The following is a 14335-nucleotide window of genomic DNA, read 5'->3' as shown; positions in this document are numbered from 1 at the left end:
GGTGTCCTTTGTTCTGGCCCGCCGTTCTGGCACGCCAGACGCCGGTATACCGAAGATCGTGGCGTTTTGATGGTGCGCGCCGTTCATTGCCCGCCTCATGGCGTGAGGAGGTCATCGACGTCCGTGCTTGCCTCCGCCGTCGCCTCAAACGTCACCTGCTCGATCTCCGTCAACAGAAGCGGGCCGTGCGGGCCGAACCCGACGACGCGCGACGGCGTGGCCCTGCGAAAAACGTACATTTCCCGCGCGCCGGGCAGGATGGCCGTGTCGGTGCCGGGTCCGCCGTGCAGCATGTCGCCGCGCCCGTGGCTGACGAGCACGTCGTCGCCGGCGCCCGCGATCAGGATGTCGCTCTCCACCGTGCCTTCGAGCCGGTCGTCCTCGGCTCCGCCGCGGCGGGTGACGCCATGCAGGAATGTGCCTTCCGCGCGGGCCGGGTAGGCCGGGCTGGCTGTGCGGTTGTAGCGCTCTAGCGCGCGCCAGCGCGGATTGTCGTCATCGAGATGCCGCAGCGCGCCCCAACTGCCCCACTTGCTGGTGCGGGACACGTCGGTGAAGGCGCTGAAGAGCGTGCCGCCCGTCTCCAGCCATCCCGCCATCAGGGTGTCGTAGATCCGCGCGATCTCGGGCGTGTAGTTCAGTTCTTCGAAGAAGGCCGTCAGGCGGTCGTCATTGACGCGGGCGTCGGTGCCGACCACATGCGTGCCGCCCTCGTAGACGATCAGCTCCAGCCCGGCGGCCTCTGCCTGCGCGGCGTGGTAGACCCAGAAATCGGTGACGAGCTGGCGCAGGCTCTTGGTAAAGATGTCCTGCGTCGCGGGCGTGATGGCCTCGGCAAACCGGTTTTTGGTGACAAACTCGCGCAAGGCGACGCGCTGCAGGCCCTGCGCCTCCCCTTCGGTGCGGGCGACCTCCTCGCTTGCGTCGAGCCAGCTGTCGAGCGTCTCCGCAAAGCCCGGCGTGCCGAGGTTGTAGCCAAAGTAGCCCGAAACCGCATACGCCTGCACGTAATCCGCCGGCGGCTTGCGGTCCGGTACGTCCTGCCGCCAGAGCGGCGCGGTCAGCTGCGGCTGCTCGAGCCCTTTCCAGCCGGTCTGCACGGCCATCACGACCTTGACCCTGTCCTCGAAAGAGGCGCCAAACACCCGCTGCCAGATCTCCGACATCTCCGCGGTGCGCGCCCCGGCGATCTGCATCCAGGCATCGTCCGGCGCGCCCGCGCCCCAGCGCCGCTCGGCCTCCTCCCGCGCCCAGCGGGCCTGCGGAAACTGAAAGTTCCAGACCTCGTTGGAATACTCCACATAGGCCACCAGCCGCGGATCGAGCCGGTCGCGCACCATCGTGGCAAAGGCTTCGAAATAGGCGTCATCGGCGGCGTGCGGCAGGGTGAACCACGGGTCCACGCCGATGTGGTTGGCCAGCGCGATCATCACCTCGAGCGGCACGCCGCGCCAGCCAAAGGCAAAGTCGCGCGGCACCGGGCGCTGGTCCCAGGCGGTCTGGCTGATATCGTTGGTGCGCATCCACGGCATGAAGCGGATGTTGCGCATGTCCTCCACCACGGCGAGGTAGTCGGGGTTAAAAAACGCCCCCGCCGCGTGCAGGTCGAGGTGGCGTTCATGCACGACCGTGATGTTGCGGATCGGATCGGCAGGGTCGATCTCCCGCATCCTGATCGAGACGAGGCCGTCCGGGCTTGGCGTGTAGTCAAAGACGATCCGCCCCGGCGCACGGGACACCATACGCCCCTGATAGGTGACCTCCAGATCGCCCTGACCCTCGTAAGTCAGCACGTAGCGCCCGGCGAGGCTCGTGGCCTCCGCCGATTGCTCGGTGAGGATAAACGTCTCCACCAGGTCCGCGCCCGCCGGCATGCGCGTCAGCCAGCCTTCGGGGGACAGGACACCCTCGCGGGCCATGTCCTCGAACGTGACCGCGCCATAGGCGTCGCCCCGGTGCCCGATCCAGGGACGCGCCGTCTTCATCCGGTCGATGAAGGGCTGTTGCGGCTCCCAGTCGCGCAGCCCCGCCGTGCCAAGGCCAAGTGCGGGGTTTGCCAATCCGACGCCGGGTGGTCCGGTGAGCTCGAGCGTGCCGGGGGCCGCCGGTCCGGCGGGCGCATCCGCGAGTAGGTTGGCCGGTGCGGTGTCAGGCGTTGTTGGCGCGGCGTCTAGCGCGGCGTCTGTTTGCTCAGCGATCGCCGCTCCTGCCTCATCAGACGCAAGAGGGTCCGTCGCCTCCGCGACACGAAACTCCGCCACATCGCTCCCTGGTGCGAGCAGAGGTGCCGGTTCGGTCAGCGTGGCGATCACCTCCGGCAGATTGTCCCGAAAGAGCGGGTGCACGGTGGTGGGCAGGCTCTCGATCTCGGGCGGCGCGCCATAGAGCGCTGCATAGGTCACGATTGCTGCGAGCGCGTAGATGCTCGGCGTGCCGTGCGGTCCCTGGTCGGTGTAAAGCTCCGTCGGCGGGATCGTGTTGTACGGCGCCTGGCTCAGCAGTTGAGAGAGCCGCGCGCCAACGGGGATCAGGGCGATGTTCGCCTCCGGCAGCGCCTCCTGCAACTGCGTAGTCAGGTCCATCTGCCATGCAAGCGACCGCCCGAGCGCTTCGGCATGATAGCCCGGCATGTCTTTGAACTGCGGGGGAAACGACGGGATGCTCTGCGCCATCTCCGGCCACCCGCCGTAGATGAAGATGCGCAGGTCCGGGTCCGCCTCCACCAGCCACGCGATCACGTCGCGGGCGGTGCTGAACGGGCTGGCGTCCGACGTGCCGTCGAACGGGGCGTCCGGCGGCTGGCGCTGCATGAAGTTCTCGGGCGTGATGATGACCGAATCGAAATCGGCATCCGCAAAGCTCTGCGCGCCGCCGCGCCAATTCCGGCGCACCTTGCCGAACCGCCATGTGGCCGTCGGCGGCAGCTCGCGCGCGTAGTCGCGCAGGAACCCGAACTGGCCGTCCGCGGCGAACCGCTTGCCCGATTGCAGCGCATATTGCGCCAGCCAATGCGCCACCACCGTTTCGTCCGATGCGGTGATGTGCGTCACCAGGCTGTTGCCGAAGAAGTAGGTCGCGACCCGGTCCCGCTCTTGCGCCTGTGCCATGCCGGAAAGCGCCAAGGCGAACGCGACGCACACACTTAAAGGCAGCAGAAATCGGAACCTGAACATGGGGGCTCTCCACCTGAGGTTGAGCGCACCTTCCACCCTGCGCCGGGCCTTTGTCAAAACGGTAAAGAGCCGCAGCGGCGTGCGGCTCCTCAAGTGATGCAGCGCTGATGCAGGCTCAAATGCAATGCGAGCTACGCGGCGGCGGGCGGCTCCTTGGCGCCGGTCATGAACGCTACGGCGTCCGACATCGAGTGCTCCTTTGGGTCGATCACGCAAAGGCGTTTGCCCAGCCGATGCACGTGGATGCGGTCGGCCACTTCAAAGACATGCGGCATGTTGTGCGAGATCAGGATGATCGGGATGCCGCGCGATTTGACGTCGAGGATCAGCTCGAGCACCCGGCGGCTTTCCTTGACGCCAAGCGCCGCAGTCGGCTCGTCGAGGATGATCACCTTGGACCCAAACGCCGCCGCCCGCGCCACCGCCACGCCCTGCCGCTGACCGCCCGACAGCGTCTCGACCGCCTGGTTGATGTTCTGGATCGTCATCAGCCCCAGCTCTGAGAGTTTGTCGCGCGCCACGCGCTCCATCTCCTTGCGGTCGAGCTGGCGCAGGACCTTGCCACGCCATCCCGGTTTGCGGATCTCGCGCCCCATGAACATGTTGTCCGCGATCGAGAGCGCCGGCGACATGGCGAGCGTCTGGTAGACCGTCTCGATCCCCGCCTTGCGCGCTTCGATGGGCGAGCGGAAGGAGACGGGTTTGCCGTCGAGGAACACCTCCCCCTCGTCCGGGACCACCGCGCCGGAGACCGCCTTGATCAGCGAGGACTTGCCCGCGCCGTTGTCGCCGATGACCGCGAGGATTTCCCCCGGCATCAGGTCGAAATCGCAGCGGTCGAGCGCAGTGACCTTGCCGTAGCGTTTGACGAGGCCGCGCCCCTTGAGAATGGGCTCTGCCGAAGAAAGCGTGGTCATGCCGACACCTCCCGGATCCACTGGTCGACCGCCACGGCGGCGATGATCAGCACCCCGATCAGCAGGAACGTCCACTGCGGGTCCGCGCCCGCCATCCTCAGTCCCAGCTCGAAGACACCCACGATCAGCGCGCCAAAGAAGGCGCCCGCAATCGAGCCGCGCCCGCCAAAGAGGGAGATGCCGCCGATCACCACAGCCGTAATGGCCTGGATGTTGCCGATGACGCCCGTGGTGGCGGAGGGGGAGACGGACCCGAACCGCCCGATCATCACCCAGCCGGCCAGCGCGCAGACAAAGCCCGCGACCATGTAGACGGACATCAGCGTCTTGTGCACGTCGACGCCCGCGAGCTGCGCCGCCTCAGGGTCATCTCCCACGGCGTAGACATGCCTCCCCCACGCGGTTGCGCGCAGCACGTAGGCCAGGACAACCACGATCAGCACCATCAGGATCACGCCAAAGGTGAAGGTCGCGCCGGCGAACTGCACCTTGTTCCCGAGGAACTGCAGGAACGGCGCCTCCGCCTCGATGTCCTGGCTGCGGATCGTCTCGTTGGCCGAAAAGAGGTAGTTCGCCGCCAGCACGATCTGCCACATGCCAAGCGTCACGATAAACGGCGGCAGCTTGACCCGGCTGACGAGCCAGCCTGACATGGCGCCAATCGCCGTCCCCACGGCCAGACCCATCGCGACCGATGCCGGGGCGGGGATTCCGTAGCGAAAGGTGAACTGCCCCATGATCACCGAAGTCAGCACCGCGATGGCACCGACGCTGAGGTCGATGCCCGCGGTGAGAATGATCAGCGTTTGCGCGGCGGCGAGCACGCCCACGATCTGCACCTGCTGCAGGATCAGCGTCAGCGCAAAGGGCGACATGAAGCGCGAGCCGAGGTAGAGCCCGAACCCGATCACCGCCGCGATCAGCACGATCAGCGGCACCAGCGCGGGTGTGGTGTGCAGCGCGTGGTGAAAGTGCCCGAGCAGCCCTTTGCGGCTGTCTTCGAAAGCCGCAACCTCGCTGCCGCGATCGGCGGCGCTCTCGTAATTGTCAGAAGCCATGTCCCCTCCCAAGGTCGATGCACTGTGGCGCACCGTGCGGGTGCGGCGTGCTTATCCGGCGCGCTGGCGTAGACGCGAAACGGGGCGGGCCTGACACCCGCCCCGTTCCTTTCGGATCGTCGATGACCACCTTGCGATGGTCAAGCATTCATCGCGCCCGGCTTAGCCCCAGCAGCGGTCGGTGCCTTCCTGGACCGAGATCGACTCGACGCCGTCCGCCGGCGCGTCCGTGACGAGCGCAACACCGGTGTCGAAGAAGTCCTTGCCTTCAGACGCCTCCGGCTTGGTGCCGTCCTTGGCCCAGGCCGCAATCGCCTCGATGCCGAGCGACGCCATGAGCAGCGGGTATTGCTGCGAGGTCGCGCCGATCACGCCGTCCGCGACGTTTTGCACGCCCGGGCAGCCCCCGTCGACGGAGACGACAAGCACGTCGTTCTCGCGCCCGATGGCGCGCAACGCTTCATAGGCGCCGGCGGCGGCAGGCTCGTTGATCGTATGCACGACGTTGATCGAAGGGTCCTTGGCCAGGAGGTTCTCCATGGCGCGGCGGCCGCCTTCCTCGTTGCCCTGCGTCACGTCCGAGCCGACGATGCGCGGGTCGTCCTCGTCACCGATCACGTTCGGGTCGGCCAGGTCGATGCCCATGCCCTGAAGGAAGCCTTGGTTGCGCAGCACGTCCACGGACGGCTGGCTGACCGCGAGATCGAGCGTCGCGATGCGCGCGTTGGCCAGACCCTCTTCGCCGAGCGTGGCGGCAGCCCATTTGCCGATCAACTCACCGGCGAGGAAGTTGTCGGTGGCAAACGTCATGTCCGCCGAGTCGATCGGCTCGAGCGGCGTGTCGAGCGCGATCACGAGGATGCCCGCATCCCGCGCCTGCTGCACGACCGGTACGATGGACGAGGTGTCCGACGCGGTGATCAGGATGCCCTTGGCGCCATTGGCGATGCAGGTCTCGATGGCCTGAACTTGCGTCTCGTGATCGCCGTCGACCTTGCCGGCAAACGAGCTGAGCGAGATGCCAAGCTCTTCGGCCTTTGCGGTCGCGCCTTCGCGCATCTTGACAAAGAACGGGTTGGTGTCGGTTTTGGTGATGAGGCAGGCGCTGATCGAATGGCCGTCCGCCATCGCTGCTCCGCCAAGTGCCATCAGGGACACGGCTGTGCCCGCAAGCAATTTCTTCATGGAATCCTCCCAAGTCATCCGGCGGATCATCCGCCATGTGCCGCAAGGTAAGCAGATTCGAAAACGCCCTGCAATAAATAAATCAACTTGATTTATTAATGGTGGCGCGCGCAATGTTGCCCGTGGAGGAGACCATGGCACTGGCAAATGGCGCAGCGCGATTGCGGGGTCAGGCGGGCAGCTTGGCCGTCACCGTTTTGCGTGGACGGAACGAGCGTAAGATCCTGACTTTGCTCAGGGATAGAGGCCCGCTTTCGAGTGCGGAGATCGCCCGCCACTGCGATTTCTCGGCGCAGACGGCGTCGGTCATCACACGCGCGCTCCAGGCCGATGGCCTGATCGGATTCGGCGACCCGGTCAAAGGCAAGGTGGGCAAACCGTCGAAACCCGTGGCGCTGGTCGCTGAGGGCGCGTTTGCGTTCGGCCTCAGAATCGGGCGGCGCGGGGTGGAGATGAGCCTCGTCGATCTACTTGGCCAGGTGCGCGGTGTGGAGCGGTCCGAATACGCCTTCCCGACGCCGGGCAGGATCGATGCCTTTGTCGAGGGTGCGATCCAGACCCTGACACGGGCTATTCCCGAAGACCGGCGCGATCGTGTGGTCGGGATCGGCGTCGGCGCACCCTTCGAGCTGTGGAATTGGCTCGAGATCGTCGGCGCGCCCGAGCACGAGGCGCAGGCGTGGAAGGACCACAGCTATGCCGCCAGCTTTGCCCGGTTTACAGATCTGCCGGTCTTTGTCGGGAACGACGCGACGATGGCCTGCAACGGGGAGCGGGTGGCGGGTCTTGGCCGCGAGGTCTCTGATTTTGGCTACATTTATATCGGGCCGCTGCTCGGCGGCGGGATCGTCCTGAACGGCGAGCTGTACGAAGGGCCCGGCGGCAACGCCGGCGCGCTTGGCAGTCTGCCTGCGGGCGGTCCCGGCGCCGGCCAGATCAACCAGTACGGCTCAATCTTGCATCTCGAACGCACCCTCGCCGAGGCGACGGGCAAGCGCGTCTCCCTCTGGGGGAACGTGGCCGGCTGGGATGTGGACCGCGCGCTGGTGCAGGGTTGGATCGACGAGACCGCCACGGCGCTGGCGCAAGTCTCAGTGATGCTGGCCAGCGTTCTCGACATCGGAGACGTGGTCGTGGACGGCAGCTACCCGCGTGACGTTGCGGGCTCTGTCGCGCGGGCCACGGAGGCGGCGCTGACGAAATTCGACACGCGCGGCACAACCCCGATCCAGATCCACTGCGGCAACCTTGGCAAACGCGCCGGCACGCTCGGCGCCGCCATGCTCCCGATCACCTACGCGCATTTTCTCGAAGGCACGCGGATGCGCGTAGGCTAAAGCATCCGACCTTAAATCTGTTAGATACTGGCAAAAATTAAAGCGCCCGCCTGACGTTAACGTCAGGCCGCGCCGCCCTGCGGGACGGCGCGTGAACATCCGTGTTGAGTGTCTCAGGTTTATGTTTGGGCTTTATGCGTCCGGGTCAGCGGTACTTGGCCGCCGTGATGAATTCGCCGAACGCCTCGCACCAGATCAGCACCGTCGTATAGGCGTCGATGTCGACCCCCTCCGGGACCTTGACCACCACGCCGCCAAACGTCTTGACGTCGCCCAGCTGGACGGAGGCGCTCTTGACCGCCTCGAACGCGGCCTCTGTCTCGACGAATTCCGGCACCAGGTACAACTTGTAATCCGGCCCGGGCGACAGCCGACCCTCGTGCACGATCTGGTCGGGCCCGACGCTCACCGTACCCTCACCCCAGTGGAGGAAGTCGCTGCCTTCCAGATCGCGGGTAAAGGTCGCGGTGTAGCGCGCGCCTTCCGACATCTCCGCCAGCATCTCCGCGTCCGGCGATGGCGGCGCCGTCAGGATCGGCAAAAGGTAAACGCCGAGGCCAAAACCGACCGCAAGCGCGATACCGTGGGTGATGAGAAATCGAATGAACCGCATGCTTTGCTCCCCAGTGACGCGCCATAGCTTGCCCGGCGTGAGGAGGTACGTCCAATCACATGTTTCAACAATGCAGGCTTGCGAAGGTCATCGTTGCGGAGTGTGACGCAATTCACAACCATGACGCGAAAACGCCCGTGGGATTGCAGATTTACCGCGTTTTGTACTGCAGCACAGAAACAGTCTGTCGCCGCAGCGCGGGTTTATCCGCCGTATGCGCGCCGTATTCTTGGGTCAATTTGATAAATCCCTTAACCGGTGAATGGTGACCCTGCATGTCGAGTGAGATGGCCTCCGATCCCGATGCGGCGATCGCGCGGTGTCCTTTTCTGGCGCAACTGAACGACATGCCGCGCCTGACCGAGGCGCGCTATGCCGACGGGCTGGGGGAGCTCTATCAGACGTCCGACCCCGCCGAGGTCGCGCAGACCATCTTTGACCAGGATGGTGAGATGCCGAATTCGGCTGGTCTCTCCGCGCTCTTCACGACCTGGGGGCAGTTTCTCGACCACGACCTGAGCCTCACGCCCGAGGGCGAGCACGAGACGATGCACGACGGCCTCGGTCACGACGTGCCGCGCTCCGAGTTTACAGGCGGGACCGAAGAGGAGGGCGCGCGCACCTTCCAGAACGCGATCTCCTGGCAGATCGACGCTAACAACGTCTACGGCTCGAACGAGGGGCGCGTGGCCGACGTGCGCTCCTTCGAGGGCGGCAAACTGCTTGTAACCGAAGATCCGACGTCGGACCGCGGCCTGCTCCCGCGCGCGACGGCGGAAACGGTCATGGCGGGGGAGACCGAGGGCGACGACCCGGTCTTCCTCGCCGGCGACGTGCGCGCGAACGAAAACCCCAACCTGCTGTCGATGCACACGCTCTGGATGCGCGAGCACAATCACTGGGCAGAGCGTCTGGCCGAGGAGCATCCCGACTGGACCGATCAGCAGCTTTTCGACGCGGCGCGCCAGATCGTCGAATACGAGATGCAGCAGATCACCTACACCGAGTGGCTGCCGCACCTGATCGGCAACGTCCTGCCCGAAGACATCGCGCATGACGCGTCGCTCAACGGGGAGGTGTCGCTCGAGTTCTCCACCGCCGCCTTCCGGTTCGGGCACACGCTGGTCTCGTCCTCGCTCGAACGCGTGAACGAGGATGGCACGGTTGCCGAAGGCGGGCATCTGGACCTCTTCGAGGGGTTCTTCGATCACACCCATGTGGCGACCGGGGGGATAGACGGCTTTCTGCGCGGCCAGACCGGCCAGCACGCACAAGAGCTCGACACCAAGGTCATCGACGACCTCAACTTCTTCCTCGCGACACCCGACGGGGCGACCGGGTTCAGCCTCGTGGCGCTCAACCTCATGCGTTCGGCGGACCACGGGATCGACAGCTACGTCAACGTCCGGGCCGAGATGCTGGGAGACATCGACCCCGAAACCCTCCACCCGCGCGACTTTTCCATCATCACCTCCGACGCGCAGCTGCAAGCCGAGCTGGCGGGCGTCTACGACACGGTCTTTGATGTGGAGCTGTGGGTTGGTGGCCTCGCCGAAGACGCGATCCCCGGCCAGCAGATGGGTCCACTCTTCTCGCACATCCTTGCCGAACAGTTCCACCGCACAGCGGCAGCGGACGAGACGTTTGGCGAGCTGGACCCGGCCATCGGTGCAGAGATCATCGCCGAGGTGCAGGCGTCCGGCATGCGCGAGGTGATCCTGCGCAACACCGACATCGACCACATCCAGGACGACCCGTTTGTCGCCGCAGAGCGCAGCCTGACCGAGGTGAACGAGGTGATCGGCACCTCCGCCGACGACACGATCGAGCTCTTGCTGACCTCCGTGGGACGCGGGGTGCATCTGCTCGAAGGCAACGACGCGCTGGCGCTGCGCGGCGGCACATCGGTTGCCGAGGACATCGACGCGGGCGCGGGCGACGACACTGTCGACATGTCGTCCGGCCTTGTCGAAGGCGGCATCCTGGGGATGGAGGGCGACGACGTCCTGACGCTCTCGAACACTGCCGAGGCGGTTCGCGACATCTCTGGCGGGGCCGGCAACGACACGCTTGCCATCGGCGACGTGGCGCAGGTCGGACAGCATGTGCTGACGGGTGACGGCGATGATCTGGTGGACCTCAACGGCATCGCGACCGTCACCGGCGCGATCAAGACCGGCAATGGCGACGACACCGTCACACTCGAAGACGGCATTACCGTGGACCGGGTCGAGCTTGGCCACGGCGCGGACAGGGTCCAGATCGAGGCTGGCGCCAACATCGGCCACATCGACGGAGGTCACGACCCCGAGAACCGCGGCATGATTGACACGCTCGGCATCTCCGGCGACGTGCGCATCGAGTTCTCCGAAGGCTCCACCGAGGACGGCACGGTCTTTTACCTCGACGAAACGGGCGCAGAGACGGGCGAGAGCTTCACCTTTTCCGAGTTCGAGGCCATCGCCTGCTTTACCCGCGGCACACGCATCGTGACCGCGCGCGGCAAGGAGGCCATCGAAACGCTCGAGCCCGGTGACAGGGTGATGACGCTCGACGCCGGCCTCTGCCCGGTCAAGTGGATCGGGCGCCGTGTCGTGCCCGCGCGCGGGCGCTTTGCGCCGATCCTGATCCGCAAGGGCGCGCTGGGCAATTCGCGGGACCTGCTCGTCTCCCCGCAGCACCGGATGCTGATCACCTCAGCCGAGGCCGAGCTCTACTTTGGCGCGGCGGACGTGCTGGTCCCGGCCAAGGCGCTGGTGAACGACCACACGATCCGGCCCGTCGAGGGCGGGATGGTCGAGTACATCCACCTGATGACCGAGCGCCACCAGATCGTGCTGGCCGAGGGCATCCCGTCGGAAAGCTTCCACCCCGGCGCGGTTGTCCTCGACGCCGACGCCTTTGCCACGCGGGAGGAGCTCTACGCGCTCTTCCCCGAACTGCGACCGGAGATGGGCGGATATGGCCCCCTGGCGCGCCCCAGCGTGAAGGTCTCCGAAGGGCGTCTGCTCGCGCCCCGGACACCGCACGCGGCGCGCGCCAAAGGATGCCCGTTCGCCTAGGCCATCGGACGCGGCAGGTTAGGGGTCTCGGCACCCGCGAGGTGCAAAAGGTGCCAGCGCAGTACGAGGTTGCTGGACCAGACCGGCAGGCCAAGCTCTGCGCTCAAGGGCTGGGCCAGCGCAGCGGTGCGCAGGTTGGTGCAGGACAGAAACAGCCCATCGACTCCGCCTTTTGCCGCCAGTTGCGCAGCACCATCCCGGATGGAGGCGGCGTCGATCCGCGCCACCCGCGCCTCTGCGGCCTCGGCAAAGGTGCCGAACACCGGCGTCTCGATCCCGGCCTTGCCAAGCACGTGGCGCAGGTGGTCTGAGACGCTCTCGATGTAGGGTGACAGGAACGCCAGCCGGCTCAGCCCCTGCGCCCGGCAGGCGGCCACAAGTGCGTCGACCGGGTTGGTTACCTCCGCTGTCTGAACACCGGCGCGTACCAGCTCGGCCACGCGCGCCGACCCGATCACCGAAGTGCCGGAGGTGCAGGCATAGCCCACCGCGTCGAACCTCTTGCCCCGCGGGAAAAGCTGCGCCGCCTGCGTCAGGTTCGCGGCCATGCCGGCAAGGCTGCCCTCCGTCACTTCGGTCCCCGACGGCACGCGCGAGACCAGCAACGTTGTGTCCAGCGGCATCGCGCGGGTCAGCTCATCCTCGACCGTCTCGTCAGACTGCAACACGATCAGGCCCAGCGTCTTGGCCGAGTCCGGGGCGAGCTTGTACGGCAGCCGCGTGCTCATGGTCTCAGCACCGGTAAAGAGCTCGGCGCCGGGTCCGACAGCCAGACCGCGCCGCGCTCGGTGATCGCGATGTTTTCCTCGTGCACCAACCACCGTCCCGGCGTGGCTTCGATCCCGGGCTCGAGCGTCAGGACCATGCCGACGCGCAGCTCGGTGCGATCGTCTGGGATCAGCGAGGGCCACTCGGTGAGCTGCATCCCCAGCCCGTGTCCCAGCCGTCCGGCGCCAGCAGATTGCCCGCGCGCCTCGATGACCTTTTGCATCGCGGCATGCACATCGGCGGCGGTCGCGCCCGGCCGGGCGGCGGCAAAGCCGGCCTCGGTCGCGTCGATGAGCCGGGCGTGGGCGTCCAAGACTTCAGGCGTGGCGCGACCAACCGCATAGTTGCGGTCAAAGTCGCAAAAGTACCCGTCCCAGACCACGCCCGTGTCCAGCATCAGCACATCGCCGGGCACCAAGGGTGCCTCGGTTGCGGGCGAGATCACGTCGCCATAGCCGCCCGCGCCGGAGGCTCCGGCGAGATAGGACACCCAATCCGCCCCCTCCTCGAGGCAGAGCATCTGGAACTGCCGGAACACCGTCTCGAGCGGCACGCCTTTGCGCGCGATCTCCGGCACGCGGGCAAAGGCACGGCCGGCGATCCGGCACGCCTCTTTGATCTTGGCGATCTCCGCGTCGGACTTGATCAGCCGCAGAGCGCGCAGGATGCCCTCGTCCGGCACGAACCGCGCCTCGCCAACCGCATGTCGCAGCCTGTGCCAGTCGGTGAGCGGCATACGCAGGTGGCTCTCCGTCCCCGATGGCACTCCGATCTGGCCGTCCTTATGTGTAACCTCGCGCAGCGTCTCGGCGAGCAGGCTGATCCCGTCGTCAGCGTAGCGGGGCGCCTGCCAGGTGCGGATATCGGTGAGCCAGCCCTGCCGCATCAGATGCGCGCCAATCTCGGGGATCACGGCGATCGGATTGCCGGACGCTGGCACCACAACGTACCAAGGGCGCGTCGGGCTCTCCCAGAACCGCGTCAGAAAGCCGGTGAAGTAGCGCACATGCGGCTCGGTCGTCAGCAAAAGCGCCGCCAACCCGCGCCGCGCCATCAAAGCTTGCGCACGCGACACCCGTGCCTCGAACTCTGCCTTGGGAAAGCCGCGTGGTGGCGTCACGCCTCCGGCCCTTCGCTCAGGATGACCAAGGCGCGCGACGTGGCTGACAGCCCGACACCAGCACCTCCGCACAAGACGCCCGCAAGCCCCGCCGCGCCGGAGGGTGTGGAGGCAAGGCCCGCAGCACGCGCTGCCTCTGCGCCCGCATGTCCCTCTGCCTCCGTCAGCGTCATAAAGAGGTCAGCGTCGCGCGCGAGCCCTTTCAGCGCGATGAGCGAGGGCTCCTTGCAATCGAGCCGCCCCATGGCCGACACCGGACCGGGCGCGTACACCGGCGCGCCGGTCTTGATCGAGGCGGTGAGAGCTGGCGCGGCCTCAGGCTCGACAACTACAATCGTCGGCGCATCGCCCCATCGCGCACGGGCATGTGCGGCGCAGGCTCCGGCAAGCCCACCTACGCCTGCCTGCAGAAAGATGTGCGACGGCGGCGCCGAACCGTACTGCGTCACCGCCTCGTCCATCAGCGCAAGGTACCCCTCCATCAGGCGATGCGGCCGGTCGACGTACCCGGTCCACGAACTGTCCGAGAGCAGGATCGCGCCCTGCGCGGCGGCATAATCCGCCGCACCCGCCATGCTGTCCTCGTAAAGCGCGCCATGTTGCATCACCGTTGCGCCGTGGCTGCGCAGGCGCTCGGCAAAGGCGTCTGGCACGGTCTCCGCCAGAAAGATCACCGCCTCGGCGCCAAACGCCGCCGCGCCTGCGGCGACGGACAGGCCGTGGTTGCCGGCGCTTGCGGTCACATAGATGGCGCCTTTCGCGCGTCCCTGCGCTGCGTCGCAGGCGATGACATAGGCTGCGCCCAACGCCTTGAACGAGCCGAGGCCCATACGTTCACGTTCGTCCTTGATGTGGAGTGCGGCGATGCCGGCCTCGTCTGCGAGACCGCCTGCATCCACAAGCGGCGTCACTCCGTGCCGGGGACAGCGGTTGAGCAGCTCCGTGACAGGGGTCACGACATGTGCGGGAAAGGGGACCGCGGCGAGGGCAGGGTGGTCGAGGCCGACGCAGCGATACGAGTTCGTCAAAACATCCATGCGGCAAAGCGTGGACGAGCGCGCCACTTGCGTCAATCGGGGACGCGCGGCAGGTGCGCCCGCCC

Annotated in this window: 10 protein-coding genes; 2 read left to right on the top strand and 8 right to left on the bottom strand. The window is 66.5% G+C overall.

Features of this window, described 5'->3' with window-relative positions; genetic code table 11:
* Nucleotides 1-95: 95 nt before the first annotated feature.
* The 4 genes from ACU0B3_RS05910 to ACU0B3_RS05895 form a co-directional block, all read right to left on the bottom strand.
* Entirely contained in the window at nucleotides 96-3173 is a 3078-nt protein-coding gene (locus tag ACU0B3_RS05910; RefSeq protein ID WP_446259902.1) for a calcium-binding protein, read from the bottom strand.
* A gap of 131 nt (nucleotides 3174-3304) precedes the next feature.
* Nucleotides 3305-4090: an ATP-binding cassette domain-containing protein gene (locus ACU0B3_RS05905; protein ID WP_446259901.1), complete on the bottom strand. Its 786-nt coding sequence runs from the start codon at nucleotides 4088-4090 to the stop codon at nucleotides 3305-3307.
* Nucleotides 4087-5148: an ABC transporter permease gene (locus tag ACU0B3_RS05900; RefSeq protein ID WP_446259900.1), complete on the bottom strand. Its 1062-nt coding sequence runs from the start codon at nucleotides 5146-5148 to the stop codon at nucleotides 4087-4089. The genes ACU0B3_RS05905 and ACU0B3_RS05900 overlap by 4 nt, the downstream gene beginning before the upstream one ends.
* A gap of 162 nt (nucleotides 5149-5310) precedes the next feature.
* Entirely contained in the window at nucleotides 5311-6333 is a 1023-nt protein-coding gene (locus ACU0B3_RS05895; protein ID WP_446259899.1) for a substrate-binding domain-containing protein, read from the bottom strand.
* 134 nt (nucleotides 6334-6467) lie between these two features.
* Between ACU0B3_RS05895 and ACU0B3_RS05890 the strand changes: the two genes are divergently transcribed.
* A complete protein-coding gene (locus tag ACU0B3_RS05890; protein WP_446259898.1) occupies nucleotides 6468-7670 on the top strand; it encodes an ROK family transcriptional regulator in 1203 nt (400 codons plus the stop codon).
* A gap of 145 nt (nucleotides 7671-7815) precedes the next feature.
* Here ACU0B3_RS05890 and ACU0B3_RS05885 read toward each other — a convergent pair whose 3' ends face one another.
* Complete coding sequence (locus tag ACU0B3_RS05885) at nucleotides 7816-8283, bottom strand: DM13 domain-containing protein (RefSeq protein ID WP_446259897.1); 468 nt, start codon at nucleotides 8281-8283, stop codon at nucleotides 7816-7818.
* Between the two features lie 275 nt (nucleotides 8284-8558).
* Between ACU0B3_RS05885 and ACU0B3_RS05880 the strand changes: the two genes are divergently transcribed.
* On the top strand, nucleotides 8559-11345 hold the full coding sequence (locus tag ACU0B3_RS05880; RefSeq protein ID WP_446259896.1) for a peroxidase family protein: 2787 nt from the start codon (nucleotides 8559-8561) through the stop codon (nucleotides 11343-11345).
* On the opposite strand, the gene ACU0B3_RS05875 is transcribed toward ACU0B3_RS05880, so the two are convergent.
* Genes ACU0B3_RS05875 through ACU0B3_RS05865 form a run of 3 tightly spaced genes read right to left on the bottom strand, consistent with a single transcriptional unit; the run spans nucleotide 11342 to nucleotide 14270 of the window.
* Complete coding sequence (locus tag ACU0B3_RS05875; RefSeq protein ID WP_446259895.1) at nucleotides 11342-12073, bottom strand: maleate cis-trans isomerase family protein; 732 nt, start codon at nucleotides 12071-12073, stop codon at nucleotides 11342-11344. The genes ACU0B3_RS05880 and ACU0B3_RS05875 overlap by 4 nt on opposite strands.
* The gene (locus tag ACU0B3_RS05870) at nucleotides 12070-13233 is read right to left on the bottom strand and encodes a M24 family metallopeptidase (RefSeq protein WP_446259894.1); all 1164 of its coding nucleotides are present in this window, start codon (nucleotides 13231-13233) and stop codon (nucleotides 12070-12072) included. Before ACU0B3_RS05870 ends, ACU0B3_RS05875 begins: the two co-directional genes overlap by 4 nt.
* Nucleotides 13230-14270: a pyridoxal-phosphate dependent enzyme gene (locus tag ACU0B3_RS05865; RefSeq protein ID WP_446259893.1), complete on the bottom strand. Its 1041-nt coding sequence runs from the start codon at nucleotides 14268-14270 to the stop codon at nucleotides 13230-13232. Before ACU0B3_RS05865 ends, ACU0B3_RS05870 begins: the two co-directional genes overlap by 4 nt.
* Between the last annotated feature and the right edge of the window lie 65 nt (nucleotides 14271-14335).

This window comes from Pseudaestuariivita sp., from assembly GCF_052825805.1.
This window is presented reverse-complemented; position numbering and strand designations above follow the sequence as displayed.

Coding starts and splice junctions, on each gene's coding strand:
- ACU0B3_RS05905 (WP_446259901.1), bottom strand. CDS start 4,090: ATGACCACGCTTTCTTCGGCAGAGCCCATTCTCAAGGGGCGCGGCCTC.
- ACU0B3_RS05880 (WP_446259896.1), top strand. CDS start 8,559: ATGTCGAGTGAGATGGCCTCCGATCCCGATGCGGCGATCGCGCGGTGT.
- ACU0B3_RS05910 (WP_446259902.1), bottom strand. CDS start 3,173: ATGTTCAGGTTCCGATTTCTGCTGCCTTTAAGTGTGTGCGTCGCGTTC.
- ACU0B3_RS05890 (WP_446259898.1), top strand. CDS start 6,468: ATGGCACTGGCAAATGGCGCAGCGCGATTGCGGGGTCAGGCGGGCAGC.
- ACU0B3_RS05895 (WP_446259899.1), bottom strand. CDS start 6,333: ATGAAGAAATTGCTTGCGGGCACAGCCGTGTCCCTGATGGCACTTGGC.
- ACU0B3_RS05875 (WP_446259895.1), bottom strand. CDS start 12,073: ATGAGCACGCGGCTGCCGTACAAGCTCGCCCCGGACTCGGCCAAGACG.
- ACU0B3_RS05900 (WP_446259900.1), bottom strand. CDS start 5,148: ATGGCTTCTGACAATTACGAGAGCGCCGCCGATCGCGGCAGCGAGGTT.
- ACU0B3_RS05885 (WP_446259897.1), bottom strand. CDS start 8,283: ATGCGGTTCATTCGATTTCTCATCACCCACGGTATCGCGCTTGCGGTC.
- ACU0B3_RS05865 (WP_446259893.1), bottom strand. CDS start 14,270: ATGGATGTTTTGACGAACTCGTATCGCTGCGTCGGCCTCGACCACCCT.